Genomic DNA, 26,410 nt, shown 5'->3' with positions numbered 1-26,410 from the left:
ACTACAATCACGACCGTATCAAGCTCAAGCTGAAAGGCCTGAGCCCGGTGCAATACCGAGCCCAGGCCTTCGGGCTTTAGTTGACCGTCCAACTTCTGGGGGTCAGTTCACTGGGCGCGGTTTTTCATTGGGCAGCCGGACAGTCACTCTTCCGATTCGGGCCGCTTGCCGTAGCGCGCGGCCAGCACGCCGCAGACCATCAGCTGGATCTGGTGGAACAGCATCAGGGGCAGCACGATGGCGCCCACGGCGTGGCCGGCGAACAGTACCTGCGCCATGGGAATGCCGCTGGCCAGGCTTTTCTTGGAGCCGCAAAAGAGCAGGGTGATGCGGTCGGCCACGTTGAAGCCCAGCACCTTGCCCGCCAACGCCGACAGGCCCAGCGCCAACGCCAGGATTACGGCGCAGCAGACCACCAGGCCCAGGAGGGCGGGGATCGGCGTCGAGCTCCACAGGCCCTCGTTGATGGCTTCCGAGAACGCGGTGTAGACCACCAGCAGGATCGAACCCTGGTCCACGAATTTCAGCATCGCCTTGCGCTTGTGCACCCAGGCGCCGATCCAGCGGCGGGCGAACTGGCCCAGTACGAAGGGCAGCAGCAGTTGCAGCATGATCTTGCCGACGGCATCGAACGAGATCGGCGCGCTGCCGGCATTGGCCACCACCGTGCCCACCAGCAACGGCGTCAGGAAAATGCCCAGCAGGCTGGAGGCCGAGGCGCTGCAGACGGCCGCGGGCACGTTGCCGCGCGCCATCGAAGTGAAGGCGATGGCCGACTGCACCGTGGCGGGCAGGCAGCACAGGAACAGGATGCCCAGGTAGAGCTCGGGCGTCACCAGCGGTTCCAGCACGGGCTTGAGCGCCAGGCCCAGCAGCGGGAACATCAGGAAGGTGGCCGAGAAGATGGTCAGGTGCAGCTTCCAGTGAGTCAGGCCGGCGATGATGGCCTCGCGCGACAGGCGCGCGCCATGCAGGAAGAACAGCAGGCCGACCGCGATGTTGGTGATCCAGCCGAACACCACCACGCCCTGGCCGTGGGCGGGGACGATGCTGGCAATGATGACGGTGCAGATCAGGTAGAGGGTGAAGCGGTCGGGCAGGAGACGGACAAGGCGTGACATGGAGGTAGGTGGTAGAACGGAAAGCGGCGGCGCGCGGCGGGCGCCGGAATCGGGGCGTATTGTAGACCCGGGGCCCGCAGGCCGCCCCGCGGCGGGGCGCCGGTGTCCGTCAGCCGAGCGTGTGGCGCCGTGGGGCCAGGCCGCTCAGGGCGTCATGGCCAGAGCCAGGTCGAAGGCCGCCACCAGCGAGGCCTGGTCCGCGACGCCTTTGCCGGCGATGTCGAAGGCGGTGCCGTGGTCGACGCTGGTGCGCACGAACGGCAGGCCCACCGTGACGTTGACGCCGTGGTCCAGTCCCAGGTACTTGACCGGGATCAGGCCCTGGTCGTGGTACTGGGCCACCACGATGTCGAATTCACCGCGGCGCGCGCGCATGAAGACTGTGTCGCCGGGCCAGGGGCCGCTGGCGTCGATGCCTTCGTTGCGCGCCAGGCGGATGGCCGGTTCGATGATGTCCAGGTCTTCGCGGCCGAACTTGCCGCCTTCGCCGGCGTGCGGGTTCAGGCCGGCCACTGCCACGCGCGGCTGCGCAATGCCCATCTGGCGGCAGGCGCGATCGGCCAGGCGCATGGCGGTCAGTTCCGCCTGCGGCGTGATGCGCGCGATGACGTCGGCCAGCGCCACGTGGATGGTCACCAGCAGCACGCGCAGCTCATCGTTGGCGAGCATCATGGCGAAGTCCTGCGTGGCCGAGCGTTCGGCCAGGATCTCGGTGTGCCCGGGGTAGTCGATGCCGCCTTCGTGCATGGACTTCTTGTTCAGCGGCGCCGTTACGATGGCGCGGATGCGGCCGGCCTGGGCGTCGTCGATGGCGGCGCAGACGTAATCGTAGGCGGCGCGTCCGGCCGCCGCGTTGACCTGGCCATAGGGCAGGTCGGGCGGCAGGGCGGGGCCGCAGGCAATGACTTCGATCCGGCCGGCGTCGCCCGTCGCCAGGCCCGCATGGGCGATCTCGACGATGTCCAGACGCGCGCCCAGCAGCGCGGCGGCGCGCCGCAGCGCGCCTGCATCGCCGTACACCACACAGGGTGCATTCAAACCCTGGGCACAGGCCTTGACGACGATTTCGGGGCCGATGCCGGCGGCATCCCCCATGGTGATTCCCACGGGCGGCGGAGTCTTCACGATGGTTCCTGGCTTATTGCTTGTCGGTCTTGGGCGGATCGATCGCGCCGCATTCGAAATTGACCGTGGCGCGCTTGGAGCCCAGGCCCGTCGCGTGGTTGGACGTGACGGCGGGCTTTTGCAGCTTGCGGCCGATGGACTGGCAGTACTGGTCGGCGCGTTGCAGCGCCTGGTTCTTGATCTCGACCCAGGTCAGCAGCTGCGTGCCCGAACTGTACGTGACGCTGTAGCTGTTCTTGCCGGTGGACGTCACGTCGCTCATGCTGGAACAGGCGGCCAGCAGGGCGATCAGGGCAGAGGTGAAGGCAAGGCGTGCAAGCATGGGAGATCCGTAATTGGCGATAGACCACATTACAACATTATGCCGCCCCCGCCGTCCCGGCGGGCAGGGGGGAGGGCGCCGGATGGGGCCGGGCGGGGTCAGGGCGCGCCAACCGCGCTGCGGCGGTCGACCTTGCGGCTGAGCACAATGGACGTCTGGGTCTGCTTCACGCCGTCGATCAGGCCGATGCGGTCCAGCAGCGCGTCCAGCTGTTCGTGGGTCTCGCAGCGCAGGAAGATCAGGTAGTCGTACGGTCCGCTGACCGACGAGACCTCTTCGACTTCGGGCATTTTTTCCAGCTCGCGGATCACCGCCGCCGGCGTCTTGGGCAACACGCTGATGAAGCAATAGGCGCGCACCGCGGCTTCTTCCAGCAGGCGTCCCAGGCGCACGCCATAGCCGGCCACGATGCTCTCGCGTTCCAGGCGGGCGATGCGCGCCACCACGGTGGTGCGGGCCAGCCCCAGCTTGCGCGCCAGGATGGCGGCGGGTTCGCGGGCGTTGGCCTGCAGCAGGCTGAGCAGTTGGCGGTCGATGGTGTCCAGGCGTTCGTTCATGCGCCCGACCATACAAGGGCGACGCGGCGCAAGTCAATGCGCGCGCGCGGGCCTGCCGTTCTGGCGGTCCAGCGCATCGTCAACCGTCGGACTCGGGCGGTATGCCGCCTTGGTAGACGCGGCCGTCGAACTCGAAGCGCGTGATGGTCTTGAAGGCGGCATCGAAGACGCGGTCGCGGCGCGCCGGGTCTTGCGCCTGCGCCGCATCGAGCGTGAAGCGGCACAGGTCGGCGCCGCTGTCGTAGCGGGCGGCGCGCACCAGCTCGCTGACGCCGAATTCGTTGGCAAAGTGCGCGAATTCACGCAGTTGCTCCATTTCGTGGAAGGCGCCGTGGTCGCTCACCAGGCGCATGCCGAACTTGCTTTCTTCCTCGGGGCTGGGAGCGGGGGCCGGCGGCGTCGGCGCGGCGGCGGGCGCGCCGTAGTCGAAACGCGCACCCGCATCGCGCATGGCGGCCAGCACGCGCTGCCAAGCCGCCTCATCCAGCGCCAGCCGGGCGGCCATGGCGATCAGCCGCTGCCGGCCCAGGGTGCGTGGCTGCGGACCGCCGACATAGCTGGACCAGGGCGTGGCATCGTCCAGTCCGGCCAGTTCGGTCATCTGCGCGTCGCTGTAGCCCAACCGTTCCTGCAGGCGCCGCAGGGACGCGGCATCCGGGGGCAGATAGTTCTGGATCGTCTTCATGGGCACGCTCCGGTTGCGCCGCGCCGTCGGCGCCGCGCTACGCTTCATGCTAGCGCGGGCGGCGGGGCTTGCCCAGCGGCCGCGCGCACCCATGCTAGGATTTGCGCCGACATCATTGCCAGGAGGCTTACCCATGGACACCCAGGAACAAATCGCGGTCATCGTGCACACCATCTCGCACCAGGGCGGCCGCATCGATGCGCTCAACTCGGCGCTGCTGACGATGCTGCATCTGGCCAAGGGCTCGCCCGGCCTGCGCGAGGCCATCGAGGCCCAGCTCGAACAGAACTACTCCAGCCTCCTGGCCCGCTCGGAAAATCCGCAGTACGTGGCCGGCTTCGAAAGCGTGCGCGACCAGGTCATCGCCGCCCTCAAGTAGGCCTTCGGCCGGCTGCCGCCGGCAAAGTTACCCACAACTTCTGTGGACAAGCCTTGGGATAGTGCGGGCATAGACAGCCTTTTTCCTTTGATTACAAGGGCTTGCAAAAGGCGATCAAAGGCCGCGCCAAATGGCTCTGTAACCGCCGTGCGTGCGAGGCCGGCACGCACCCGCCAAGCCGGGTAATATGCGGCCCCATGCGGAATCAGTATCCATTGGAATACCGGAACAAGCCCCTGGCGGCGCGGGTTTCGGAAGCGGCAAAGCTGGCGGCGTTCGACCCCGGCAAACTTTCTCCCGAGGCGCGTGAAAGCTGGGAACGCCTGGGCCATGGTTTCAAGGCGTGGCACGACTTCGACCAGCGCCATCCCATCCTGCGACGGCTGGCCTTGCTGCCGTTCATCGGCCCCCTGTACCGCAAGGCGCGGCGCCGCCACGTCATGCTCGCCAGCGGCAAGCTGGTGTTCTGACACGGCGGGTCAGGGGCGGCCGACGCCTGGCTTGACCACGCAGCGGGCCAGTACGTCTTTCAACCCTGCTTGCGCCGCCGCCGCGCATACAGGCGATAGGCCAGCCAGACCGCAATGCCGATGGCGGCGGCCACCGCCAGCTTGGTCTCCACGCCGTGCAAACGGCCCAGCATCGACTCGATGGTCTCGCCGAACACATAACCCACCAGGCTGAAGCACACCGCCCAGATCGCGGCGGCAATGGCATTGAGCACCAGAAAACGCAGTGGCGACACGCGCGACACGCCCAGCGCAACCGGCCCTACCGTGCGCAGGCCATACAGAAAGCGCAGTGCCAGGATGAAGCCGTGCGGATAGCGGTCGATGGCGGCCAGCGCCTTGCCAAATGCCGGCTGCGCGCGGATCCGAGCCACGTAGCGATGGTCCCGGTAGCGCCGTCCCAGGTAGAACAGCGCCTGGTCGGCCAGGAACGAGCCGGCGAACGCGCACAGCATGACGTAGGGCAGATGCAGCAGGCGTTGGTGCGACAGGAAGCCCGCCAGCACCACCACGCTTTCGCCTTCGAGCAGGGTGCCGCCAAAGACCGCCCACAGGCCGTAGTCGACGATGAACTGGTGCAGGTGCGGATTCATGCGGGGCGCTCACCGACGATGCGCGCCAGGGTGCCCAGCGCCTGCGCGATGTCCGGCGTGTGCCGCTGTCCGCAACTGATGCGCAGGAAGTGGTTGTAGCGGGTGCTGTTGGAAAACATCGCGCCCGGCGCCACGCGGATGCCTTGCTTGAGCGCGGCTTCGAATACGTCCAGCCCCGAACGGCCTTCGGGCATTTCCACCCACAGCAGCATGCCGCCCTTGGGCACGCTCAGGCGCGTGCCGCGCGGGAAGTGCGCCGCGATGATTTCGGCGGTCTGGTCGCGCTGGGTCTTCAGTTGCCGGCGCAATCGCGCCAGGTGCCGGTCGTACGCGCGCGAGCCCAGGTAGTCGGCCACCGCGATCTGCGCCAGCGGCTCATTGGGCCGGCTTTGCGCGAACTTCAGCATGGCGATACGGGCCTTCCAGCGGCCGCCCAGCAGCCAGCCCAGCCGCATGCCGGGCGCCAGCGTCTTGTGCATCGACGAGCAGTAGATGACGTTGCCGGTCGGGTCCCAGGATTTGGCGGCGGCCAGGGGCGTGTCGTCGTCGGTCAGCGCGCCATAGGTGTCGTCTTCGATCAGCGGCACCTGCTGGCGCTCGCACAACGCCACCAGGCGGGCCTTTTCGGCATCGGGCATGACGCAGCCCAGCGGGTTCTGGAAGTTCGGCACGACCACCACCGCGCGGATGTTGCCGTGCGTCTGGAAGGCCAGGTCCAACGCCTCGATCGACAGTCCGTGCTGCGGACTGGTGGGAATCTCCAGCGCGCGCATGCCCAGGCTTTCCAGGATCTGCAACAGACCGAAGTAGGTGGGTGACTCGACCGCGATGGTGTCGCCCGGGCGGGCCACGGCACGCAGCGCCAGGTTCAGGGCCTCGATGCAGCCGTGCGTGACGATGACGTCGTCGGGCGTGGCATTGATGCCATTGGCCAGCGCGCGGCGTGCCAGCACGGTGCGCAGGTCCGGATGGCCTTGCGGGGGCACCGGGCTGACCAGCACCTGGGGCGATTGCCGCAACGTGCGGATCATGGCCTGTTTCAGGTCTTCCATCGGGTAGGCGTCCGGCAGCGCCGCGGCCAGCGCGAAATTGGCACTGACCGGATGGGCCTCGCACTTGGCCACGAAGTCCGACACGCGGTCATGGATGCCGACGTACTGCGCGGCGCCCAGGGACTGGCGGATGTCCGGTTCGTTCACGGGGGGGATGCTGCTGCGGCGCGGCTTGAGCACGAAGTAGCCGGAACGGGGGCGGGCCTCGATCAGGCCGTCGTCTTCGAGCAGGCGGCAGGCCTGCAGGGCGGTGGACAGGCTGACATGATGGGTACGCACCAGCGTGCGCACCGACGGCATGCGCTGCGCCGGGGCCAGGACCCCCGTCTGGATGGCGCGCCGGTAGTGGTTGGCCAGGCGTAGATAGAGCGGTTGCGGTTCCATCCGCCGATCATGCTCCCCTAGGTTGGTGTGAGGGTAGGCACAGATTCACGCAAAGTACACCAGAACAGCGGCAAAATCGAGAGTCTGCATCGGTACAGAAAGCCGGATTGTGTGGCTGTTGCGCAAAGCAGGGGACTCGTAGGCTACAGGGGTCAGATTGGAGATGACCATGGCCCTTTTTCCCGCCCCCGAATTGCCCGCCCAACGTCTTGAAATCCTGTCCGGCGCCAGCCGGCAGGTGCACCTGCGTGGGGGCGCGACCGTCGTCTGCGTCAGCGGCAGCCTGCTGGTCGTCGAGCCGCCTTATCGCTCGGAAGTGCCGCCTGGCCGGCATTTGCCGCCGCCGGTCCGCTTGAACGCGGGCGAAAGCTACCCTTTGCCGGAAGGCGGTCCGCTGGTGTTGACGGCGCTGTGCCGGACGCAGGCGATCTGCCTGGATGTTCCCAGCCCCGCGCAGCGTTTCTGGGCCATTGCCCGGGGTGTTTTTCGGGCCGTCAGCAAAAATAATCGGCAAAATGGCCTGGGTGCGCTGCACAAGATTTCAAAATGATGTATGATTCACACATCAGACGCGGGGTGGAGCAGTCTGGCAGCTCGTCGGGCTCATAACCCGAAGGTCGTAGGTTCAAATCCTGCCCCCGCAACCAGTTTCAAGCAGTCCCTGGCCCCATCGGCAGCATGCTTTTCCCGCCTGCCCAGGGCGCCACGAAAAAACCGCGACACAGGTCGCGGTTTTTTTTCGTCCCCGCCTTGCCCTGCATCAAGTCATCGTTCCAGTCCGGAGTTTCCCGGGGTCTGGCGGCCGCACAGCCGGCGGACGCTGCGCTACCATGGGTCACGCGCGCTAGTTCGCCGCACACGAGGAGGGTCCATGGGCACAGCAAAATACGATCATCCCGGCTACGTGGCCGATACCGGCACCGAAGGCAAGTATCACGTGGGCATCTGGTGCCCGCATGGCTATCCGGCCCACATCCATATCGGCCGACCGGCCGAACGGGGCGATCCCCAGGCACTGCTGCGCTTGCGCATTCCCGATGGCGTATTCCAGTCGCTGCCCGACGATCCCGAAACCCTCTGCCGCCGTGCGTTGGGCCAGGCGTTGGGTGCGGGCCTGCTGCGGTCTGTGTCGGTCGATGGCGAATACCAGGAGCTGCGCTTTCAGCTCGACGCTGAACCCTGGTCGGGGCCCATGCAGGCCGCGGGCAACGCCTAGCGGGCGCAAGTTACCCACAGCGATTGTGGACAAGCCTTGGGATAGCCACTGTGCATGTCGTAATATCCCTGTCATATCAAAGGCTTGTGGCCAACGATGAATAAATGCCCCATTCGGGGCATTTTTTTGTCCCATATGGGGCGTGCGGCATCGCGCCAGGCCCGCATGCGACAATCGCTGCCCCGGCGGCACCTGCCGCCCTGGTCCTTCCGAATCGCTTCTTCATGTACCTGCACCCGCATCCGTTGTTTGACTGCGCCAAGGCGTCGACGCCATGAACTCGTCCCTCAAGCGCGTCGCCGTCATCGGCGGCGGTCCTGCGGGCTTGATGGCGGCCGAAGGCCTGGCCGCGCAGGGGTTGGCGGTCGATGTCTATGACGCCATGCCGTCGGTGGGCCGCAAGTTCCTGATGGCTGGCCGCGGCGGCCTGAACCTGACGCACAGCGAGGCTGCGGCGCCGTTCCTGGCCCGCTATGGCGAGCGGACCGAGCACATCGAGCCCTGGTTGCGTGTGCTGGATGCCGGCGGCCTGCGCGAATGGGCGCGGCAACTGGGAATCGAGACCTTTGTCGGTTCGTCCGGCCGCGTGTTTCCGTCCGAAATGAAGGCCGCCCCCTTGCTGCGGGCCTGGCTGGCGCGGCTGCGCGCCAGTGGTGTGCGTTTTCACATGCGTCATCGCTGGCTGGGTTGGCCCGCCACGGCTGCGCCCACGGCGGCTGATCTGCGCTTCGATACGCCGGAAGGCCCGCGCAGCCAGACGGCCGATGCCGTGGTGCTGGCGCTGGGCGGCGGCAGCTGGGCCAAGCTGGGTTCCGACGGCGCCTGGCTGCCAGGACTGGCCGCGCACGGCGTCGGGGTGGCGCCGCTGCGCCCCGCCAATTGCGGTTTCGACGTGGCCTGGTCCGAGCATTTCCGGCAGCGTCATGCGGGTCAGCCGGTGAAGTCCGTGGCCATGCGTGCGGTCGGCGCGGCTGGTCCGGGGCGTGCGCGCCAGGGCGAATTCGTGGTGACGGAAAACGGCATCGAAGGCAGCCTGGTCTATGCCTTGTCGGCGCCGCTGCGCGACCAGATCGCCACGGCGGGCCACGCCGTGGCGTTGTTGGACCTGGCGCCGGACTGGACGGCCGAAAAGGTCATGGCCGCGGTGACGCATCCGCGCGGCGCGCGGTCCATGTCCAGCCACTTGCAGAGCCGGTTGGGGCTGACGGGGGTGAAGGCGGGTTTGCTGCGCGAATGCGCGGGGGCCGACGATTTTCGCGATGCGCAGCGTCTGGGCGGGTTGATCAAGGCGTTGCCGGTGACGCTGTTGCGGGCGCGCCCCATGGATGAAGCCATCAGCACGGCCGGCGGCGTGCGCTTCGAGGCGCTGACGCCCGGCTTGATGCTGCAGGCTTTGCCAGGTGTTTTCTGCGCAGGTGAAATGCTGGACTGGGAAGCGCCGACGGGCGGCTATCTGCTCACCGCGTGCATGGCCAGCGGCCGCGTCGCGGCGCGAGGCGTGGCGGACTTCCTGGCAGGCGCCAACGCGTAAGGCCGGGCCACCGGGCCCGGCGGCAGTGGCAGGGTGGCCTCAGGAGCCGTGAGGATAGGGCTGGGCGCTCTGGCCCGGACGCGGCGGCGCCAGGTCATTGACGACATGGCCCACCACGAGGCCCCCGTCGGGTTGCGCGACGATGCCGATGACTCGGGTGATGGCGCTGGCGGGCATGCTGGCATCCTGGCCGGGGTCCTGCACCAGTTGCCAGATCTTGGCCTCGCCCGACGGCATTTCGGCCTCGGCCGCTTCCGAGGCATCCAGACAGCCGCGGGCGAATACAGACCAGTCAGAAGCGCTGCAAGGCAAGCCGTGCGCGGTGGCCAGGCGTGCCAACGCCAGAGGTGCATCCGCCTGGCCAGCGGCGTGCTGGGCGGCGGCGCCCAGCGACACGTCCAGCGACAGCAAGCGGAGGAACTCTACGACATTGTCTGTATTCATTTGTGCGGTCTCCCTCGTTAGAGCTGTTCTGGCTGACCGCCGGCGGCACGCGCCGGGTGGGGGGTCAGCCGGGTCCTTGTCCTAGCATTGCGACCAGCGATTGTTTCAGGCGCGCCGAAAAAATGGGTACCGTATGCGAAACGCCATTGCGGTCGACGCCTTCCTTGAGCTGGACCGATTGGCCCAGGAAAATCTCGGGCGCCGCGGCAATGCCGTTGTAGCGCGCCAGCAGGTCATCGACCTGTTCCTGCGCGTCGGCCAGCGTGCTGCTGTCGGCCAACTGGCCCGCGGCATGGTTCTGCAAGATACGGTGCAGATCGTCGATGAAGAGCGCCAATGCGGCTTGTCCGCGGCATTGCGGCTGTTCCCAGCCCCACGCCTGCGGCGAGCCGCCGTTGTTGTTTTCCGATAGGTGTTTCTTGGTCATTTGCGAATCCTAATCCATTGCCGGCAAATAGGCGACAAGCGCGCAGCGCCTGGCGATGTGACCAATCGGTCGCACCTTGGCCGCGGCCCGGGGGGCGGGACGGCCACCCTGCGCAAACGGCGGTCTTTGCGGTATGCTGGCTTCGGTTTCCACGCCTCGATAGGAGATGCCCATGAAGAACAAAGTCATTCTTGTCATGATGCTTTCGATTGCCGCCCTGACGGCGGGGTGCAATACCGTTGCAGGCGCCGGCAAGGACATCCAGCGCGGCGGCGAGAAAATCGAGGGTGCCGCCAACAAGTAGTGGCGTTACGTTGTCCGCGCGCCCTCGGCGCCGCAAAGGCCACGCAGAAATGTTCCGGCATTTCGGGCGTGGCCTTTTTACGGCCGCTGGCATAATCGCGGGAATCCGAATCTGAAGGCAGGAAGAATCATGCGCAAGTCTGTATGGGTGGGCGTCACGTTGATGGCAGTGCTGGCTGGATGCGCCAGCAAGGGCGTCTACGAGTCCGATACCGTGCTCAAGGAAACCTTCAGCGTGGACACCAATTACCAGGCGGCCTTCCGCCGCGCCGGCGAATACGTGCGTACCTGCCACGTCAATGTGCAGCACCCCTACAACGTGGCCTACGCCTGGCGCCACACCATCGGCGAAAAGGGCGCGCCCGACGAGGTGCAGGTCTTCAAGGTAGGCGAGCCCGCCACGGTGCTGGAGCTGGTGTCCGCCGAGTCCGACGGCCCTGCCAAGTCCAAGGTCACCGTCACGGTCCTGGGCCAAGGCCGCTGGGACGCCGCTGAAATCGCCGCCGCACGCGCCTCGATCCAGAGCGCCACGCCGGTCTGCCGCAAGGGCTGATCCATGGACCCCCGCGCCCAGCAGATCCGCGCCGCCGGCATGCCGTTCGCGCTGCTGGCGGGCGCCTTTCGGTTCCTGGGCTGGTTGAACGGCGCCGCGGCGCTGGGCCTGGCGGCGTTTTCGCTGGGCATGGTGGGCGGTGATATCGCCGCCCCCGATCTGCAGTTACCCCTGTTCCTGCTGCTGGCCGGCCTGCTGACGGCCTGCCTGGGGGCCATGTTCGGGTATCTGGCGCAGGTCAGCCTGTTGCGCCAGGGCTACAACGGCCGTGTGACGCGCGGGCACCTGCCGGCGCAGACGCTGGCCCTGCTGTGCTATGTGGCCAGCGCCCTGGCTTTCTGCGCCGGCTGCTGGCTGGCGGCCGGGCAAGCCGCCGCGGACGCCTCGCCCCACATGACCACCTACGCTCGCCGATAAAAACAACGGGTAAACCCGTGTGCGCAAAAGTGTTGGACTTGCACTTGCGTTGGGAATAATATGCGCAGTGCGTATATAAACCCTTTATCCGGGACCTGTCATGACCATTTCCCAGCAAGCTTTCCTGCGCGACGCGATGCGACGCCTGAACCTCACGCGCGACGTGTTCGCGACCCGGATCGGCGTCAAGCGCCGTGCCCTGGATACCTGGCTGCTGCCTGAGGGCTCGCAGGAATTCCGGGCCATGCCGGAAGTGGTGCAGCGCTTCGTCAGCGAAATCGTCCAAAACGGCGTGTTGCTCGAAAAGTATACGCAAAGCGTACAAGACGGCCCGCTGCGTGACCGGATCGCGGTGGAAGGCAAGAACCAGTTGCTGTCGGTGGACCAGTTCACCCGGGAATCGGTCGAAGACCTGTTCCGCGTGGCCGACATGATGCAGCCCATCGCGCGCCGCCAGAAAGTGTCGCGCGTGCTCGAAGGCGCCGTGCTGGGCAACCTGTTCTTCGAGGCCAGCACCCGTACCCGCGTCAGCTTCGGCTCGGCATTCTGCCGCCTGGGCGGCTCGGTGTGCGACACCACGGGCTTCACGTTCTCGTCCATGGCCAAGGGCGAATCCATCTACGACACCAGCCGCGTCATGAGCGGCTACGTGGATGCCATGGTGATCCGCCATCCCGAGCAGGGCTCGGTCGCGGAATTCGCGCGCGCCACCAACATTCCGGTGGTCAACGGCGGTGACGGCCCCGGCGAGCACCCCAGCCAGGCCCTGCTGGACCTGTACACCATCCTGACCGAGTTCTCGCGCCTGGGCAAACTGCTGGACGGCGCGCACATCGCCATGGTCGGCGACCTGAAGTACGGCCGCACCGTGCACTCGCTGATCAAGCTGATGGCCCTGTACAAGAACGTCAAGTTCTCGCTGGTGTCGCCCAAGGGCCTGGAAATGCCCTCGTACATCATCGAACAGGCCAGCCGCAACGGCAACATCATCGAGCAGAAGACCACGCTGGCCGAAGGCCTGGCCGGCGCCGACGTCATCTATGCGACGCGCGTGCAGAAAGAGCGTTTCGCCAACGAAGAGAACGAAGGCTACACGCCCGATTTCCAGATCAACCGCGCCATCATCGACGCGTACTGCAGCCCCGAGACCATCGTCATGCACCCGCTGCCGCGCGATAGCCGTCCGGGCGCCAACGACCTGAGCGTGGACCTGAACCATGATCCGCGCCTGGCGATCTTCCGCCAGACCGACAACGGCATTCCCATCCGCATGGCCATCTTCGCGGTGCTGCTGGGCGTGGAAGGGCTGGTGCAGCACTCGCTGCGCGACGTGACGTGGCAGCACCCGTCGCACGTCGGTCCCGACGATTCGGTCTTCCACGGCCTGGAATAAACCGCACGGGGCGACGCCGCTGCGGCGGCGCGCCCGCGATTTCAAGCATAATCCGCGCTGGTTTTTCCTGTCGCGTGTCGCTCCGAGACACGCCATGGAGTCTTCGGTCGGATGGTTTTATGTCTTCGATGAGTCGCGCGGTTCCGTCGTCCCCTGATCCTGCCGGTCAGGCCTGCTACCTCAGCGCGTCCAATGCGCAGGCCTGGCAGGCAGTCTATTCGTCGGTGGACGCCTACACCCGCGGCCAGGTCGCCGCGGTGGTGTCCGACAGCGCCCACGCCCTGGTCGACGCCTTCTATTCCACCTTGCTGGCCGACGCCGAAGCCGGCCCGCGCCTGTCGCACGAGATCGTCTCCAGCCGCCTGCACAAGGGCATGAAGCACTGGCTCAAGGGCCTGTTGTGCGTGCGCGACCAGGGTGACATCGCCGCGCTGATGGCCACACAGAAAAAGGTGGGCGAAGTGCATGCGCGCGTGCACATTCCGATTCACCTGGTGATGGCCGGCGCGCGCATCCTGAAGAACGAGATCGCGCAACGCCTGCGCGCCAGCGACCTGGATGGCACGGCGGCGTCGATCGCGACCCAGTACGTCTGTAATCTCTTTGACCTGGCGATCGAGCAGATGAGCCGCGCCTTCATGCGCGACATCAACCGCGGCGCGCGCAACGACGAGGCCTACCGGCTGTTCGCGCTGGGGCAGAACATCTCGACCGAACGCGAGCGCCAGCGCGCGGCGCTGCTCGAATGGAGCCAGGCCGTGCTGATCGGCCTGCACTACCGTGCGCCGGAGCAGGTCCTGCCGCGATTGGCGGCGTCCGAATTCGGCTTGTGGCTGCAGCACAAGGGCGGCGTGCTGTTCGAAAGCGCGCCGGCGCTGGGCCAGATCACCGAGGCCGTATCGCGGCTGGACGACGTGGTGCTGCCGCGCCTGCTGCAAGGCGGGCAGGCGGGCCAGCCATCGTTGCCCGACCAGGTGCGCGAGCTTCAGGAGCTGGTGGCGCGCATCAAGCACCTGCTCAATGGCCTCTTTGACATGGTGGCGGAAATCGAAAGCGGCAGCGACCCGCTGACCAATGTGCTGAACCGCCGTTTCCTGCCGTCGGTGATCGGCCGCGAGATCCTGATCGCCACGCGCGAGCATTCGGCGTTTTCGGTGCTGCTGCTGGATATCGACCATTTCAAGGCCATCAACGACCAGTACGGGCACTCCGGGGGCGACCAGGTGCTGCGCCAGTTTGCCGAAGTGGTGCACCAGTCATGCCGGTCCAGCGACTTCGTGTTCCGTTACGGCGGCGAGGAATTCCTGGTGGTGCTGGTGGATACGGCGCGCGATGCCGCCCTGGCAGTGGCCGAGAAGCTGGGCGCCGAAATCCGCCGGCATGCATTCAGCATTCCCGAGGCGGGCGCATTGCGCATCACGGCCAGCATCGGCGTGGCGACGTTTGACGGCCACCCTGATTACGCCTATCTGATCGATCGCGCCGACAAGGCGCTGTACCAGGCCAAGCAGGGCGGGCGCGACCGCAGCGTTGCGGCGTAGGGTTGGCCGGGTTGGGCGCGGTCTGGCCGGGCGCGCGTGACGCTGCGCTTTCCCGCCGTTGCGGCATGAAAAAGGCCGCCCGGAACGGGGCGGCCTGATAAGGCAAAGCCAGGTCGGCCAGGCGCCTTAGATCTTCTTTTCGCCGCCCAGGGCCTCGACCAGTTCGGCCAGCATCTTGGCCAGCTCGCCCGTCATGAGCATCATGTCGGAATCGAACTTTTCGTCGTCGTTGGTGGCCATGTTGTCATTGCCTTCCTTGAGCACGTCCAGGGGGGCAACGCGCTTGACGTCCAGGCCTTCGGTCAGCACGAACGAGATGCGGTCGGCCCAGGTCATGGCCAGGCGCGTGCACTGCTTGCCCGACTGGATGTGGCGGCGCACGTCGTCGGCGTCGATCGAGTGCTTGACGTAGCGGATGGCCGCGCCGCTTTCGCCGGACGAGCGCAGTTCGGTGTCCTGGTCGATGCTGAAGTTGGACGGCGCTTCGTCTTCGGCCAGCCAGCCGGTCATGGCCGAGGCGGGCGACTGCGCGACGTACAGGTTTTCGAGCGGGAACGGATCTACGCACTTGGCCAGCAGGCCGATGACTTCGTCGGCCTTGGCCGAGGCGGCGGCGTCGATGACCAGCCAGTGGTTCTGCGGGTCGATCCAGACGCGGGTGTCGCGGTAGACGCTGAAGGCGCGCGGCAGGAGCTCGTCGGTGACGCGTTCCTTGATTTCCTTCATCTGCTTGCGGCCGGGCTTGTAGCCTTGCTGCTCTTCGATTTCCTGGGCGCGGGCCTTGGCGACCTGATTCACGACCGTGCTGGGCAGCAGTTTCTTTTCGGCGCGCAGGTTGAGCAGGATCTGCCCGCCCACGACGTGGGCCAGGCCCCCGTTTTCGCGCGGGGGCACCCAGCCCAGGCTTTGCATTTCGAGGTTGTTGCCGGCTTGGTAGGCATGCCGCGCAAGCGTTTCTTCAAGCTGCTCGCCGGTCAGGGTCCACGGCGAGGAGAGGCGGTAAATCTTGAGATTCTTGAACCACATGAGCGTCGGCCAAAAGGGTAGATTCTATACGACCCTGGCCGCTTTGCCGCAGCGGTGCAATACGATGGGGCGAGGCGACACGTTCTGTCACTGACACATGTCCGCCCTTGCGGTAATGTCCGCGGCAACCGTGTGCAAGAGGAGAGAAAGCATGAAAGTCGTCGGCGCTATCCTGATCGTGCTGGGCATTGCCGCTTTGGCCTACAAGGGCTTCAGCTACAAGTCCGAGGAAACCGTGCTGCAGGTGGGTTCGGTCAAGGCTACGGCCGAAACCGAGAAGTCCGTGCCGATCCCCATGTGGGCCGGCATCGCGGCCATCGTGGCGGGCGTGCTGGTCATCGGCGTCGGCATGCGCCGCTAAAGCGCGCCTTCGCGTCATCCCGGGCGGCCGATTCATCGGCCGCTTTTTCATGCGCGCGCATCTGAGTGCACAAGCATTCGGGCGCATGAAAAAAAAGCGGCCCGGCTCAATAGAGGCCGGGCCGGTACGGGAGCACACAATACCGCGTCATAAAAGGCTCGCGGGGAACGCGGTATCGGTGTCAGAACACTAGCCCTGCAACCGCCTGACAGGGGGATCAATCGCCAGGCGATCAGGCGCAAGGCCGTAATCTGAGGCGCCAGTCTAATTGTCAAGGTCTGACAGCGTCCTGAATCCAGCAGGCCTTTCGCGCTACGCGCGACAGGCCTGCGAAAAAAAAAGCTCCCAAGGGAGCTTTTGAAAGGCCGGGTAGGCGCAGCAGTCCCACCCGGCGGGGGATGGTCGTTTAAGCGTTGATGTCGTTGTCCTTGGATTCGCGCACGAACAGCGTGCCGATGACCAGGGTCATGACTGCGATGATGATCGGGTACCACAGGCCGTCGTAGATGTTGCCGGTGGCGGCGACGACGGCGAAGGCGACCGGGGGCAGGAAGCCGCCGAACCAGCCGTTGCCGATGTGGTACGGCAGGCTCATCGAGGTGTAGCGGATGCGGGTCGGGAACATTTCCACCAGCATGGCCGCGATCGGGCCGTACACCATGGTCACGTAGATCACCAGGATGGTCAGCAGCACGACGACCATGACGTTGTTGCTTTGCGCCGGGTCAGCCTTGGCGGGGTAGCCGTGGCTGCGGATCGCGGCGGTCAGGGCCTTGTCCAGTTCGGCGGCCTTGGCCTTGAAGTCGGCGGGCGCCATGGCCTTGCCGTCGAACGAGGCGAACTCGTCGTTGCCGATCTTGACCTTGGCGAGCGAACCGGCGGGGGCCGCTTCGTTCTTGTAGTTCACCGAGTTGCGGGCCATGAACGACTTGACCACGTCGCAAGAGCTGGTGAACGAGGCCGTACCCACGGGGTTGAACTGGAACGAGCAGGTGGTCGGGTCGGCGATGACCGTGACCGGGGCGCTGGCCTGGGCCTTTTCAAGCGCCGGGTTGGCGAAGTGCGTGATGCCCTGGAAGATCGGGAAGTACGTCGCCGCAGCGATCAGGCAGCCGGCCATGATGATGGGCTTGCGGCCGATCTTGTCCGACAGGGCGCCGAAGATCACGAAGAACGGGGTGCCGATCAGGAGCGCGATGGCGATCATGATGTTGGCGGTGTTGGCGTCGACCTTCAGCGTCTGCGTCAGGAAGAACAGCGAGTAGAACTGACCCGTGTACCAGACCACGGCCTGGCCGGCGGTCAGGCCCAGCAGCGCCAGGATCACGACCTTCAGGTTCTTCCACTGGCCGAACGATTCCTTGATCGGGGCCTTCGAACCCTTGCCTTCTTCCTTCATGCGCTTGAAGGTGGGGGATTCATTCAACTGCAGGCGGATCCAGACCGAGATGCCCAGCAGGATGACCGAGATCAGGAACGGAATGCGCCAGCCCCAGGCCTTGAAGTCGTCTTCGCCGAGGTAGGTGCGGATGCCCAGGATCACCAGCAGCGACAGGAACAGGCCCAGGGTCGCGGTGGTTTGAATCCAGGACGTGTAGAAGCCGCGGCGGCCATGCGGCGCGTGCTCGGCGACGTAGGTCGCGGCACCGCCGTATTCACCGCCCAGCGCCAGGCCTTGCAAGAGGCGCAGGATGATCAGGATGGCGGGAGCGGCCATGCCGATGCTGGCGTAGCTGGGCAGCACGCCCACCAGGAAGGTGGACAGGCCCATCAGCACGATGGTGACCAGGAACGTGTATTTGCGGCCGACCAGGTCGCCCAGGCGGCCGAACACCAGTGCGCCGAAGGGGCGCACCGCGAAGCCGGCGGCGAAGGCCAGCAGCGCGAAAATGAAGCCTGCGGTGGGGTTCACGCCCGAGAAAAAGTGCTGGGCGATGATCGCGGCCAGCGAACCGTAAAGATAAAAGTCGTACCACTCGAATACCGTGCCCAGCGACGAGGCAAAGATGACGCGGCGTTCATCCTTGGTCATCGGGCGCGGTTCCGCGGATGGACCGCGACCTGCCATGGTAGTTGTGCTCATGATGTCTCCTCGATTTTTTCTGGCCGGCGGTTTTCCGCCGTGCGTCACCCTCCGCCGGCGAGACCGACATCGAGCTATGCGCAAGGTTGGGGCGCGAGGCTGACGAGGTTCTGACGTGACCCTTACCTGAATCTTAAAATTGAAACTAAAAGTAACTTTCCCTGGGAGAGCTAGGGATAGTCCTAGGCAGGGCAGGACGGCGACGCTAGGCGTCCAGATCGTCGGCGGGTTCGGAATAGAGCGGGAACACCACCCGGATACGGGTGCCCGGCAGGTCGGAGTGCGGCGTCGGATGGTCGCTGATGAGCACGGTCGCCTGGTGCTTCTGGGCGATCTCCCTGACGATCGCCAGCCCCAGGCCGCTGCCGTCGGACAGCGTGCCCAGCACGCGATAGAAGCGGTCGAACACGCGTTCGCGCTCTTCGGGCGCGATGCCGGGGCCGGAGTCCTCGACCTCCAGCACGCCCTGGCCATCCTGTTCCTGCACGCGCACGGTGATGTGGCCGCCGCGTGGCGTGTAGCGCAGCGCGTTGTCCACCAGGTTGTTCAGCAATTCGGCCAGCAGCAGGGGGTTGCCATTGATCAGCACCGGGGTTTCCGAGCCTTCGAAGCCCAGGTCGGTGCTGAGCGACAGCGCCTGCGGCACCCAGTGCATGGCCTGCTCGTAGGCAATGGCGTTCAGGTCGGTGGCGGCCAGGCCGATGGCGCTGGGGTTCTCGGCGCGCGCCAGCAACAGCAATTGGTTCACCAGGCGCGTCGCGCGCTCGGAGCCGGTCACCAACTGGCGCAGGCTGGACTGCATTTCTTCGGGACTGGCGTCGCGCAGGGCCAGCTCGGCCTGCGTGCGCAGGCCGGCCAGCGGGGTCTTCAGTTGATGCGCGGCGTCGGCGACGAAGCGGCGCTGCGCCTGCACGTTGGCCGACAGGCGATCGAGCAGATCGTTCATGGCCGCGACCAGCGGCGCGATCTCGGATGGCGCGGCGCGTTCGTCGATGGGCGACAGGTCGTCGGGCCGGCGTGCCCGCAGCCGCTGCTGCAGCGCGTTCAGTGGCGCCACGCCGCGCGACAGCCCGAACCACACCAGCAGCACCGCGATCGGCAGCACCACGAACTGCGGAATGATCACGCCCTTGATGATGTCGTTGGCCAGCTGGGTGCGCTTTTCGACCGTCTCGGCCACGATCAGCAGCGCGGGTTGGGTATTGGGCAGGTTCAGGTCGACCCAGGTGTAGGCCAGGCGGATGCCGAAGCCGCGCAGGGTGTCGTCTTCGTACTGCACTTCGCCGGGACGCGGCTGGCCGACCGAGGCGGGCAGCGGCAGGGCGCGGTCGCCGCCCAGGTATTCGCCGCGGCTGCCCAGGGCCAGCCAGAAGACGCTGTCGGTCTCGTCGGCGCGCAGCACTTCGCGCGCCGGATCGGTCATGCGCAGCACGGCGCGGCCGTCCTGGGCGTGTACCTGGCGGGTCAGCACGTGCAGGTTGTTGGCCAGCGCCCGGTCGTAGGGCACGTTGGCGATGTTCTGCGCCACCACGTAAGTGATGGCCACGCTCATGGGCCATAGCAGGAACAGGGGCGCCAGCATCCAGTCCAGGATCTCGCCCAGCAGCGAGCGCTGCGGCGGCGCGAAGCTGGGGCCGCGGGCGCCGGCCCGCATGACATCCAGCGCTTCCTGGTTGAGCGCCTCTGGCGTGGCGGGCTCAGCTTGCGAGGTACGCCGCACCCTGGTCCCGTTCGAGGCAATAGCCCAGGCCGCGCACCGTCACGATCTTCACGCCGCTGGGTTCCAGCTTCTTGCGCAGGCGGTGCACATAGACTTCGATGGCGTTGGTGCTGACTTCTTCGCCCCATTCGCACAGGTGGTCGACCAGTTGGGTCTTGCTGACCATGCGGCCGCTGCGGGTCAGCAGGATCTCGAGCAGGCTGACTTCGCGTGCGGACAGGTCCAGCGTCTGGTCATCGACCATGGCCACGCGGCCGGTCTGGTCGAACACCAGCCGGCCGTGCTTGAGCAGCGTGGCGCCGCCGCCCGCGCCGCGGCGGGTCAGGGCGCGCACCCGGGCTTCGAGTTCGGACAGCGCGAAAGGCTTGGCCATGTAGTCGTCGGCGCCCAGGTCCAGGCCTTTGACGCGTTGTTCGATGCTGTCGGCGGCGGTCAGGATGAGGACGGGCAGGGCGGAATTGCGGGCCCGCAGGCGGCGCAGCACTTCAAGCCCGGCCAGTTGCGGCAGGCCGAGGTCCAGGATGAGCAGGTCGAAGGCCTGGGCCGCCAGGGCGGAATCGGCGGCCAGGCCGTCGCGTACGGCGTCGACCGCGTAGCCGTTGTGGCGCAGCGAGCGTGACAGGCCGTCGGCCAGGATGCTGTCGTCTTCGGCGATCAGGATACGCATGGGCTGCTGAAAAATAAGGAAATCCGGCATCGCGCAGCGGGCGCGCGCTGGCCGCCGGGGGGCACGAAGCCCTGGGGCGGGAGGCCCGGCGGGCAAAGGGGACATATCGCCGGGGGTATCCGCGATTCTGTCACAGGCGACCGGGCTTGCCCACTCAGGGAATACGTGGAAAACTCTGGCACACTGGTTTTTTGTACAGTACAATCCGATGCCATAATCTGCGCTATCCGAAATCTCTCGACAACCCCGTACCGCGCCCCGATACGTTACAGACAGGACTCTACATGGACGACAAAACCACCAAGGCCGCCGCTTCGGAAAAAGCCAAGGCGCTTGCCGCCGCGCTTTCGCAGATCGAAAAGCAGTTCGGCAAGGGCTCGATCATGCGCTACGGCGACAACGAGGTCTCGCACGACATCCAGGTGGTGTCCACGGGGTCGTTGGGGCTGGATATCGCGCTGGGCGTCGGCGGTTTGCCGCGGGGCCGCGTGGTTGAAATCTACGGTCCGGAATCCTCGGGCAAGACCACGCTGACCCTGCAAGTCATTGCCGAAATGCAGAAAATCGGCGGCACCTGCGCCTTCGTCGACGCCGAACACGCGCTGGACGTGCAGTACGCCAACAAGCTGGGCGTCAACCTGACCGACCTCCTGATCTCGCAACCGGACACGGGCGAGCAGGCGCTGGAAATCACCGACGCCCTGGTGCGTTCGGGTTCGGTCGACCTGATCGTCATCGACTCGGTCGCGGCCCTGGTGCCCAAGGCCGAAATCGAAGGCGAAATGGGCGATTCGCTGCCGGGCCTGCAGGCCCGCCTGATGAGCCAGGCGCTGCGCAAGCTGACCGCCACCATCAAGCGCACCAACTGCATGGTCATCTTCATCAACCAGATCCGCATGAAGATCGGCGTCATGTTCGGCAACCCCGAAACCACCACCGGCGGCAATGCGCTCAAGTTCTACGCCTCGGTGCGCCTGGATATCCGCCGCATCGGCTCCATCAAGAAGGGCGACGAGGTCGTCGGCAACGAAACCCGCGTCAAGGTCGTCAAGAACAAGGTGGCGCCCCCGTTCAAGCAGGCCGAATTCGACATCATGTACGGCGCCGGCATCTCGCGCGAAGGCGAAATCATCGACCTGGGCGTGGCCGCCAACGTGGTGGACAAGTCCGGCGCGTGGTACAGCTACAACGGCAACCGCATCGGCCAGGGCAAGGACAACGTCCGCGAATACCTGAAAGAGCACAAGGAAATCGCGATCGAAATCGAAAACCGCGTGCGCGAAAACCAGGGCATCGTCAGCCGCGCCGCTGAATTCGTCCCCACCGCGGAAGACGACGCCGAGTAAATCGTTCGGTAATCCGTCGCCAGGCCCCGATGCCGGGTCCTGGCTTCGCCGCCGGGCTCACTTGCCCGGCGGCCAGCGGCAGGCTCCCATGCTTTCGGTCTCTATGTCTCAGGGGCCGGCATGAGAGACCTGCCGCTGGCACTTAGCAAGCAGGAAGCGCATGAGCTGGAAACCCTCCGCCGCGTCCGCTGACCGCCTACGCGCCAAGCTGGACGACGAATTCGAAACCGTGGCCAAGCCCGAAGGCTTGCGCCGCACGTCGGACGCACGGCGCGAGGCGGATGCGGCCGGCCAGGGCAGCAACGACGCGCCGCCCGATCAATGGCAGCGCAGTTCTGAAATGCGGGCGGCGGGCCGCAAGGGCGCGTCCGGCCGATACGGCTCGCGCGCAGGTTCTGCTCGAGAAGGAGAGGCTTCAGGCCGCGATCCGTCGGGCCGCGATCCGTCGGGCGGCGAACCGTCGGGCGGCGATCCGTCGGGCGGCGATCCGTCGGGCGGCGGACCGTCCGATCCCCCTCGCAAGGCCAAGGCCCCGCCCAAGGGGCCGTCCTTGAAGATGCGTGCCGTGGGGTATCTGTCGCGGCGCGAGCATGCCCGCGAAGAGCTGGCTCGCAAGCTTGCCCCCCATGCCGAAGATCCGGCCGAAGTCGACACTGTGCTCGACGCGCTGGAAAAAGAAGGCTGGCTGTCCACCGAACGCTTTGCGCAAAGCCTGGTGCACCGGCGCGCCTCGCGCCAGGGGGCGGCCCGCATTGTCCAGGAACTGCGTCAACACGGCGTGGACGACAACCAGGTGGCCGAACTGCGCGAACAACTGCGCGCCACGGAATACGACCGCGCGTTGGAAGTCTGGAAAAGAAAGTTCGACGCCAAGCCTGAAGATCGCGCGGCCTATGCCAAGCAGGCGCGCTTTCTGGCCAGCCGCGGCTTTGCGCACGATGTCATTCGCCGCATCCTGGGGGCGGGCGACGACGAATGACGTCGCCTGGCGGCGTCCCGTCGAATCACGCTAAGGCCGGATCGCCGGACCGCCGGCCGCTGGAACCTCGGACTGAGAGCAACGGGTTCGTGGCGCGATGGCCCCGCGTACGCCGCTGCCCTTACTTCGCCGACTTGATGCCGCTGAGCGTCTTGAAGCAGACGTCGCGCGTCAGTGTCAGGAATTCATCGATATAAGACGCGTCCGTGTCTTCGCTGCGCACCGTGGCGTACAGCGTGCGCCAGACGCCTTGCGGCCCCAGGCGGCACTGGCGCAGCCAGCCCTGGTTCATGTATTCGGTCAGCGCCCAGTTGGGCAGGGCGGCCACGCCCCGGTTGCTGGCGACCAACTGCGCGATGATCGGCGTCAGTTCGGCCTTGCGGATGGCGGCGGGTTCGACGTCGGCCGGGTCCAGGAAGGCCGTGAAGACATCCAGGCGCTGCTTGTCCACCGGGTAGGTGATGAGCGTCTGGTCGGCCAGTTGGTCGGGCATGACGAACTTGCTGCCGGCCAGCGGGTTGGACTCGGACACGGCCAGCACCAGCTCGTACTTGAAGAGCGGCAAGTATTGAACGGCATCCAGCGGCTGCGGGTCGGACGTGATCACCAGGTCCAGATCCCCCCGTACCAATGCCGGCAGGGGGGCGAAGGAAAACGCCGCCGACAGGTCGAGCGCGACATCCGGCCATTGCACGCGGAAAGCGTCCAGCGCCGGCATCAACCATTGAAAGCAGGAATGGCAATCGATCGCCAGGTGCAGGCGGCCGGTACGGCCAGCGGCCAGGCGCTGCAGTTCGCGCTCGGTGGCGCGCATGCGCGGCAGCACTTCGTCGGCCAGGGCCAGTACGCGCAGGCCTGCCGTGGTCAGCCGGGCCGGGCGGGTGCGGCGGTTCAGCAGCGGTGTGCCCAGCCGGGTTTCCAGGTCGCGCAATTGGTGCGACAGCGCGGATTGGGTCAGGTGCAGGCGCTCGGCGGCTTCCTGCAGGCTGCCGCCTTCACGGATGGCGGTCAGCGTTTCTAGGTGGCGGATTTCCAGCATGCGGGCGGTGTAAAGGGCAGGGCTTAGCCGGCGCGGCGGGGGCTCCCAACCCAGTAGGTGGGAATGAACTTATATTGTATGAGATTTTCTCATCTTATGAATGTAGACATTGATTTTGATTCATTTTGATTTGGCGGCAGAATAGCCTTCACATGAACAAATTTTGTCGAACAAAGGGATAGCCATGACTACGATTCATAATTTGGGTTTCCCCCGCATCGGGGCCCACCGCGAGTTGAAACGCGCTGTCGAAGCCTACTGGGCCGGCAAGCAGACCGCCGAAGCGTTGGAACAGACGGGCCGCGACCTGCGCGCCCAGCACTGGAATCTGCAGGCCGCCGCCGGCCTGAAGTTCGTGCCCGTGGGCGATTTCGCCTGGTACGACCAGATCCTGGAATGGACCACCCTGCTGGGCGCCGTGCCCGCGCGCTTCGGCCAGAAAGACAATGAACCGGTGTCGCTGGACACCTTGTTCCGCATGGGCCGTGGCCGTGCGCCGTCGGGCAAGCCCGCCGCTGCCTGCGAAATGACCAAGTGGTTCGACACCAACTATCACTACATCGTGCCGGAACTCGTTCCCGGCCAGACCTTCCGCATCGCGCGCGAATCGCTGTTCGAGCAGGTCCAGGAAGCCCAGGCGCAAGGCCATGCCGTCAAGCCGGTCATTCCGGGTCCGTTGACCTGGCTGTTCCAGGGCAAGGGCGACGCGTTCGCCGCGGGCGCCGCCGATCCGGCCAAGCTGCAACTGCTGGCCAACCTGGTGCCGGTGTACGAAGACGTGCTGGCGCGTTTTGCCAAGCTGGGCGTGGAATGGGTGCAGATCGACGAGCCGATCCTGGCGCTTGACCTGCCGCAAGCCTGGCGCGACGCCTTCAAGCAGGTGTACGCCACGTTGTCGTCCAGCCCGGTGAAACTGTTGATTGCCACGTACTTCGACGGCCTGAAGGACAACCTTGCCACGACGCTGGGCCTGCCGGTCGCCGGCCTGCACGTCGACCTGGTCCGTGCGCCGGAACAACTGGCCGACGTGGTGGCCGGCCTGGGCGCCGACAAGGTGCTGTCCGCCGGGGTGATCAATGGCCGCAACATCTGGCGCACCGACCTGGACGCGGCGATCGCCACGCTGGCGCCGGTCAAGCAACAACTGGGCGAACGCCTGTGGCTGGCGCCGTCGTGCTCGCTGCTGCATGTGCCGGTGGACCTGGCCAACGAAACCGAACTGGACGCCGAGCTCAAGAGCTGGCTGTCGTTCGCCGCGCAGAAACTGGAAGAACTGAGCCTGTTGGGCCGCGCCCTGGACAGCGCCACGGAACCGTCGGTACAGGAGGGGCTGGCCAGGCAGCGCGCCGCCCTGGCGGCTCGCCGTTCGTCGGCCCGCATTCACAACCCGGCCGTGGCCCAGCGCATGGCCGCCTCGGCCAGCGTGTCGCGCGACCGCGCGCCGTTTGCCGGCCGTATCGCTCGCCAACAGGAAGAGCTGGGCCTGCCCGCCTATCCGACCACCACCATTGGATCGTTCCCGCAGACCGCCGAAATCCGCGCGCTGCGTCGCGACTGGAAGTCGGGCGCGCTGACGGACTCGGCCTACGAGACGGCCATCCGCAAGGAAATCGAGGAAGTGATCCGCTTCCAGGAAAAGGTGGGCCTGGACGTCCTGGTGCACGGCGAACCCGAGCGCAACGACATGGTGGAATACTTCGGCGAGCTGCTGGCCGGTTTTGCCTTCACCAAGAACGGCTGGGTGCAGAGCTACGGCTCGCGTTGCGTCAAGCCGCCGATCATCTTTGGCGACGTGGCCCGCCCCGCGCCGATGACGGTGGGCTGGTCGTCCTACGCGCAGTCGCTGACCGACAAGCCGGTCAAGGGCATGCTGACCGGCCCGGTCACCATCCTGCAGTGGTCGTTCGTGCGTGACGACCAGCCGCGCGAACAGACCTGCCGCCAACTGGCGCTGGCCCTGCGCGACGAAGTGGTGGACCTGGAAGCGGCCGGCATCAGCGTCATCCAGATCGACGAGCCGGCCATCCGCGAAGGCCTGCCGCTGCGCCGCGCCGACTGGCAGGCGTACCTGGACTGGGCCGTGGATTGCTTCCGCCTGTCGACCGCCGGCGTGCGTGACGAGACGCAGATCCACACCCACATGTGCTATTCGGAGTTCAACGACATCATCGAATCCATCGCGGCCATGGACGCCGATGTGATCACGATCGAAACGTCGCGCTCCAACATGGAACTGCTCAAGGCGTTCGAAGACTTCCGCTATCCGAACGACATCGGTCCGGGCGTCTACGACATCCACTCGCCCAACGTGCCCGAAGTGGACTGGATGGTCGGCCTGATGGAAAAAGCCGCCGCCCGCCTGCCCAAGGAGCGCCTGTGGGTCAACCCGGACTGCGGCCTGAAGACGCGCGCCTGGCCCGAAACCGAAGCCGCCCTGATCGGCATGGTGCAAGCGGCCCGCGCGCTGCGCAACGCCGCATGACCACGCCGCAGAATCACGCCTCATAAGAAGCACGCGGCCAATCGGGCTGCGGCCTGATCTGCCGGGCAGGTTCGCGCCCGGACTGCCGGGCCCGGCAGCCCGGCCCCCTGGTTTGTGCACCTCACGCACAAATCAGGGGTTTTTTTGGGCCACCG

The 26,410-nt window shown here is 66.2% G+C and carries 29 protein-coding genes and 1 tRNA gene; 16 read left to right on the top strand and 14 right to left on the bottom strand.

The genetic code is table 11. The features are described from left to right. On the top strand, nt 1-80 hold an 80-nt coding region (locus HV798_RS24060), incomplete at its 5' end, for an IS3 family transposase (RefSeq protein ID WP_175167342.1). 63 nt (nt 81-143) lie between these two features. Here HV798_RS24060 and HV798_RS24055 read toward each other — a convergent pair. From HV798_RS24055 to HV798_RS24035, 5 genes are all read right to left on the bottom strand, one after another. Beyond that, nucleotides 144-1,121, bottom strand: coding sequence for a bile acid:sodium symporter family protein (locus tag HV798_RS24055; RefSeq protein ID WP_175193927.1), 978 nt, complete (start codon nt 1,119-1,121; stop codon nt 144-146). Between the two features lie 144 nt (nt 1,122-1,265). Then, nucleotides 1,266-2,246 carry a 4-hydroxythreonine-4-phosphate dehydrogenase PdxA gene (pdxA, locus tag HV798_RS24050; RefSeq protein WP_175193928.1) on the bottom strand — a complete coding sequence of 327 codons (981 nt, stop codon included), beginning with the start codon at nt 2,244-2,246 and terminating at the stop codon, nt 1,266-1,268. A gap of 13 nt (nt 2,247-2,259) precedes the next feature. Then, a complete protein-coding gene (locus tag HV798_RS24045) occupies nt 2,260-2,568 on the bottom strand; it encodes a hypothetical protein (RefSeq protein WP_175193929.1) in 309 nt (102 codons plus the stop codon). Between the two features lie 98 nt (nt 2,569-2,666). Further along, on the bottom strand, nt 2,667-3,125 hold the full coding sequence (locus HV798_RS24040; protein WP_175193930.1) for an Lrp/AsnC family transcriptional regulator: 459 nt from the start codon (nt 3,123-3,125) through the stop codon (nt 2,667-2,669). A 79-nt stretch (nt 3,126-3,204) separates the two neighbouring features. After that, a complete protein-coding gene (locus HV798_RS24035; protein ID WP_175193931.1) occupies nt 3,205-3,810 on the bottom strand; it encodes a hypothetical protein in 606 nt (201 codons plus the stop codon). Nucleotides 3,811-3,943: 133 nt separating this feature from the next. Here HV798_RS24035 and HV798_RS24030 point away from each other — a divergent pair, with 133 nt between their 5' ends. Both HV798_RS24030 and HV798_RS24025 read left to right on the top strand, forming a co-directional pair. Next, nucleotides 3,944-4,189, top strand: a complete 246-nt coding sequence (locus tag HV798_RS24030; protein ID WP_025140270.1) for a hypothetical protein — start codon at nt 3,944-3,946, stop codon at nt 4,187-4,189. Nucleotides 4,190-4,404: 215 nt separating this feature from the next. After that, nucleotides 4,405-4,659, top strand: coding sequence for a hypothetical protein (locus tag HV798_RS24025; RefSeq protein WP_232786612.1), 255 nt, complete (start codon nt 4,405-4,407; stop codon nt 4,657-4,659). Between the two features lie 59 nt (nt 4,660-4,718). Here HV798_RS24025 and HV798_RS24020 read toward each other — a convergent pair whose 3' ends face one another. Then, nucleotides 4,719-5,291, bottom strand: a complete 573-nt coding sequence (locus tag HV798_RS24020) for a DedA family protein (RefSeq protein WP_025140272.1) — start codon at nt 5,289-5,291, stop codon at nt 4,719-4,721. After that, entirely contained in the window at nt 5,288-6,727 is a 1,440-nt protein-coding gene (locus HV798_RS24015; RefSeq protein WP_175193932.1) for an aminotransferase-like domain-containing protein, read from the bottom strand. The genes HV798_RS24020 and HV798_RS24015 overlap by 4 nt, the downstream gene beginning before the upstream one ends. Before the next feature lie 169 nt (nt 6,728-6,896). Between HV798_RS24015 and HV798_RS24010 the strand changes: the two genes are divergently transcribed. The 4 genes from HV798_RS24010 to HV798_RS23995 all read left to right on the top strand — a co-directional run bounded on the left by HV798_RS24010 (nt 6,897) and on the right by HV798_RS23995 (nt 9,474). Beyond that, complete coding sequence (locus tag HV798_RS24010) at nt 6,897-7,277, top strand: hypothetical protein (protein WP_175193933.1); 381 nt, start codon at nt 6,897-6,899, stop codon at nt 7,275-7,277. 20 nt (nt 7,278-7,297) lie between these two features. Continuing rightward, nucleotides 7,298-7,374, top strand: a tRNA-Met gene (locus HV798_RS24005). 224 nt (nt 7,375-7,598) lie between these two features. Next, nucleotides 7,599-7,943, top strand: coding sequence for a hypothetical protein (locus HV798_RS24000; protein ID WP_025140275.1), 345 nt, complete (start codon nt 7,599-7,601; stop codon nt 7,941-7,943). A gap of 274 nt (nt 7,944-8,217) precedes the next feature. Next, nucleotides 8,218-9,474, top strand: coding sequence for a TIGR03862 family flavoprotein (locus HV798_RS23995; protein ID WP_175193934.1), 1,257 nt, complete (start codon nt 8,218-8,220; stop codon nt 9,472-9,474). A 39-nt stretch (nt 9,475-9,513) separates the two neighbouring features. Here the strand turns inward: HV798_RS23995 and HV798_RS23990 are convergent, their stop codons facing one another. Both HV798_RS23990 and HV798_RS23985 read right to left on the bottom strand, forming a co-directional pair. Then, nucleotides 9,514-9,918, bottom strand: coding sequence for a hypothetical protein (locus HV798_RS23990; RefSeq protein WP_175193935.1), 405 nt, complete (start codon nt 9,916-9,918; stop codon nt 9,514-9,516). Nucleotides 9,919-9,982: 64 nt separating this feature from the next. After that, complete coding sequence (locus HV798_RS23985; RefSeq protein WP_025140278.1) at nt 9,983-10,345, bottom strand: hypothetical protein; 363 nt, start codon at nt 10,343-10,345, stop codon at nt 9,983-9,985. Nucleotides 10,346-10,517: 172 nt separating this feature from the next. Between HV798_RS23985 and HV798_RS23980 the strand changes: the two genes are divergently transcribed. The 5 genes from HV798_RS23980 to HV798_RS23960 all read left to right on the top strand — a co-directional run bounded on the left by HV798_RS23980 (nt 10,518) and on the right by HV798_RS23960 (nt 14,552). Next, complete coding sequence (locus HV798_RS23980) at nt 10,518-10,649, top strand: entericidin A/B family lipoprotein (protein WP_025140279.1); 132 nt, start codon at nt 10,518-10,520, stop codon at nt 10,647-10,649. 129 nt (nt 10,650-10,778) lie between these two features. Further along, entirely contained in the window at nt 10,779-11,201 is a 423-nt protein-coding gene (locus tag HV798_RS23975) for a BPTD_2524 family lipoprotein (protein WP_025140280.1), read from the top strand. A gap of 3 nt (nt 11,202-11,204) precedes the next feature. Beyond that, a complete protein-coding gene (locus HV798_RS23970) occupies nt 11,205-11,618 on the top strand; it encodes a hypothetical protein (RefSeq protein ID WP_025140281.1) in 414 nt (137 codons plus the stop codon). A gap of 100 nt (nt 11,619-11,718) precedes the next feature. After that, nucleotides 11,719-13,011, top strand: coding sequence for an aspartate carbamoyltransferase (locus tag HV798_RS23965; RefSeq protein ID WP_025140282.1), 1,293 nt, complete (start codon nt 11,719-11,721; stop codon nt 13,009-13,011). Nucleotides 13,012-13,130: 119 nt separating this feature from the next. Then, nucleotides 13,131-14,552, top strand: a complete 1,422-nt coding sequence (locus HV798_RS23960) for a diguanylate cyclase (RefSeq protein WP_175193936.1) — start codon at nt 13,131-13,133, stop codon at nt 14,550-14,552. A 126-nt stretch (nt 14,553-14,678) separates the two neighbouring features. Here the strand turns inward: HV798_RS23960 and HV798_RS23955 are convergent, their stop codons facing one another. Next, nucleotides 14,679-15,578: a recombination-associated protein RdgC gene (locus HV798_RS23955; protein ID WP_025140284.1), complete on the bottom strand. Its 900-nt coding sequence runs from the start codon at nt 15,576-15,578 to the stop codon at nt 14,679-14,681. Between the two features lie 151 nt (nt 15,579-15,729). Between HV798_RS23955 and HV798_RS23950 the strand changes: the two genes are divergently transcribed. Next, nucleotides 15,730-15,939, top strand: coding sequence for a hypothetical protein (locus HV798_RS23950; protein WP_025140285.1), 210 nt, complete (start codon nt 15,730-15,732; stop codon nt 15,937-15,939). Between the two features lie 406 nt (nt 15,940-16,345). Here the strand turns inward: HV798_RS23950 and HV798_RS23945 are convergent, their stop codons facing one another. The 3 genes from HV798_RS23945 to HV798_RS23935 all read right to left on the bottom strand — a co-directional run bounded on the left by HV798_RS23945 (nt 16,346) and on the right by HV798_RS23935 (nt 20,409). After that, entirely contained in the window at nt 16,346-18,007 is a 1,662-nt protein-coding gene (locus HV798_RS23945; protein ID WP_425486167.1) for an MFS transporter, read from the bottom strand. A 220-nt stretch (nt 18,008-18,227) separates the two neighbouring features. Then, nucleotides 18,228-19,604 (bottom strand): sensor histidine kinase N-terminal domain-containing protein, encoded by a 1,377-nt coding sequence (locus tag HV798_RS23940; RefSeq protein ID WP_175193991.1) that lies wholly within the window; start codon nt 19,602-19,604, stop codon nt 18,228-18,230. 115 nt (nt 19,605-19,719) lie between these two features. Beyond that, nucleotides 19,720-20,409, bottom strand: coding sequence for a response regulator transcription factor (locus HV798_RS23935; RefSeq protein WP_006393745.1), 690 nt, complete (start codon nt 20,407-20,409; stop codon nt 19,720-19,722). 284 nt (nt 20,410-20,693) lie between these two features. On the opposite strand from HV798_RS23935, the gene recA reads away from it, so the two are divergent. Next, nucleotides 20,694-21,755, top strand: coding sequence for a recombinase RecA (recA, locus tag HV798_RS23930; protein ID WP_025140288.1), 1,062 nt, complete (start codon nt 20,694-20,696; stop codon nt 21,753-21,755). A gap of 160 nt (nt 21,756-21,915) precedes the next feature. Next, the gene (gene recX / locus HV798_RS23925; protein ID WP_175193938.1) at nt 21,916-22,734 is read left to right on the top strand and encodes a recombination regulator RecX; all 819 of its coding nucleotides are present in this window, start codon (nt 21,916-21,918) and stop codon (nt 22,732-22,734) included. Between the two features lie 121 nt (nt 22,735-22,855). Here the strand turns inward: recX and HV798_RS23920 are convergent, their stop codons facing one another. Beyond that, the gene (locus tag HV798_RS23920) at nt 22,856-23,773 is read right to left on the bottom strand and encodes a LysR family transcriptional regulator (protein ID WP_175193939.1); all 918 of its coding nucleotides are present in this window, start codon (nt 23,771-23,773) and stop codon (nt 22,856-22,858) included. 184 nt (nt 23,774-23,957) lie between these two features. Here HV798_RS23920 and metE point away from each other — a divergent pair, with 184 nt between their 5' ends. Next, a complete protein-coding gene (gene metE, locus HV798_RS23915) occupies nt 23,958-26,255 on the top strand; it encodes a 5-methyltetrahydropteroyltriglutamate--homocysteine S-methyltransferase (protein WP_175193940.1) in 2,298 nt (765 codons plus the stop codon). The last annotated feature ends 155 nt before the right edge of the window (nt 26,256-26,410 follow it).

Source organism: Achromobacter deleyi (genome assembly GCF_902859705.1).
GTDB lineage: Bacteria > Pseudomonadota > Gammaproteobacteria > Burkholderiales > Burkholderiaceae_B > Achromobacter > Achromobacter deleyi.
The sequence above is the reverse complement of the archived record's forward strand: the minus strand, read 5'-3'. Positions and strand labels throughout refer to the sequence as shown.

What these genes read in the sequence shown, in the direction of transcription:
- HV798_RS24055 (WP_175193927.1), bottom strand. Translation starts at nt 1,121, where the DNA reads ATGTCACGCCTTGTCCGTCTCCTGCCCGACCGCTTCACCCTCTACCTG.
- HV798_RS24045 (WP_175193929.1), bottom strand. Translation starts at nt 2,568, where the DNA reads ATGCTTGCACGCCTTGCCTTCACCTCTGCCCTGATCGCCCTGCTGGCC.
- HV798_RS24040 (WP_175193930.1), bottom strand. Translation starts at nt 3,125, where the DNA reads ATGAACGAACGCCTGGACACCATCGACCGCCAACTGCTCAGCCTGCTG.
- HV798_RS24035 (WP_175193931.1), bottom strand. Translation starts at nt 3,810, where the DNA reads ATGAAGACGATCCAGAACTATCTGCCCCCGGATGCCGCGTCCCTGCGG.
- HV798_RS24030 (WP_025140270.1), top strand. Translation starts at nt 3,944, where the DNA reads ATGGACACCCAGGAACAAATCGCGGTCATCGTGCACACCATCTCGCAC.
- HV798_RS24020 (WP_025140272.1), bottom strand. Translation starts at nt 5,291, where the DNA reads ATGAATCCGCACCTGCACCAGTTCATCGTCGACTACGGCCTGTGGGCG.
- HV798_RS24015 (WP_175193932.1), bottom strand. Translation starts at nt 6,727, where the DNA reads ATGGAACCGCAACCGCTCTATCTACGCCTGGCCAACCACTACCGGCGC.
- HV798_RS24010 (WP_175193933.1), top strand. Translation starts at nt 6,897, where the DNA reads ATGGCCCTTTTTCCCGCCCCCGAATTGCCCGCCCAACGTCTTGAAATC.
- HV798_RS24000 (WP_025140275.1), top strand. Translation starts at nt 7,599, where the DNA reads ATGGGCACAGCAAAATACGATCATCCCGGCTACGTGGCCGATACCGGC.
- HV798_RS23995 (WP_175193934.1), top strand. Translation starts at nt 8,218, where the DNA reads ATGAACTCGTCCCTCAAGCGCGTCGCCGTCATCGGCGGCGGTCCTGCG.
- HV798_RS23990 (WP_175193935.1), bottom strand. Translation starts at nt 9,918, where the DNA reads ATGAATACAGACAATGTCGTAGAGTTCCTCCGCTTGCTGTCGCTGGAC.
- HV798_RS23985 (WP_025140278.1), bottom strand. Translation starts at nt 10,345, where the DNA reads ATGACCAAGAAACACCTATCGGAAAACAACAACGGCGGCTCGCCGCAG.
- HV798_RS23980 (WP_025140279.1), top strand. Translation starts at nt 10,518, where the DNA reads ATGAAGAACAAAGTCATTCTTGTCATGATGCTTTCGATTGCCGCCCTG.
- HV798_RS23975 (WP_025140280.1), top strand. Translation starts at nt 10,779, where the DNA reads ATGCGCAAGTCTGTATGGGTGGGCGTCACGTTGATGGCAGTGCTGGCT.
- HV798_RS23970 (WP_025140281.1), top strand. Translation starts at nt 11,205, where the DNA reads ATGGACCCCCGCGCCCAGCAGATCCGCGCCGCCGGCATGCCGTTCGCG.
- HV798_RS23965 (WP_025140282.1), top strand. Translation starts at nt 11,719, where the DNA reads ATGACCATTTCCCAGCAAGCTTTCCTGCGCGACGCGATGCGACGCCTG.
- HV798_RS23960 (WP_175193936.1), top strand. Translation starts at nt 13,131, where the DNA reads ATGTCTTCGATGAGTCGCGCGGTTCCGTCGTCCCCTGATCCTGCCGGT.
- HV798_RS23955 (WP_025140284.1), bottom strand. Translation starts at nt 15,578, where the DNA reads ATGTGGTTCAAGAATCTCAAGATTTACCGCCTCTCCTCGCCGTGGACC.
- HV798_RS23950 (WP_025140285.1), top strand. Translation starts at nt 15,730, where the DNA reads ATGAAAGTCGTCGGCGCTATCCTGATCGTGCTGGGCATTGCCGCTTTG.
- HV798_RS23945 (WP_425486167.1), bottom strand. Translation starts at nt 18,007, where the DNA reads ATGGCAGGTCGCGGTCCATCCGCGGAACCGCGCCCGATGACCAAGGAT.
- HV798_RS23940 (WP_175193991.1), bottom strand. Translation starts at nt 19,604, where the DNA reads ATGCTGGCGCCCCTGTTCCTGCTATGGCCCATGAGCGTGGCCATCACT.
- HV798_RS23935 (WP_006393745.1), bottom strand. Translation starts at nt 20,409, where the DNA reads ATGCGTATCCTGATCGCCGAAGACGACAGCATCCTGGCCGACGGCCTG.
- recA (WP_025140288.1), top strand. Translation starts at nt 20,694, where the DNA reads ATGGACGACAAAACCACCAAGGCCGCCGCTTCGGAAAAAGCCAAGGCG.
- recX (WP_175193938.1), top strand. Translation starts at nt 21,916, where the DNA reads ATGAGCTGGAAACCCTCCGCCGCGTCCGCTGACCGCCTACGCGCCAAG.
- HV798_RS23920 (WP_175193939.1), bottom strand. Translation starts at nt 23,773, where the DNA reads ATGCTGGAAATCCGCCACCTAGAAACGCTGACCGCCATCCGTGAAGGC.
- metE (WP_175193940.1), top strand. Translation starts at nt 23,958, where the DNA reads ATGACTACGATTCATAATTTGGGTTTCCCCCGCATCGGGGCCCACCGC.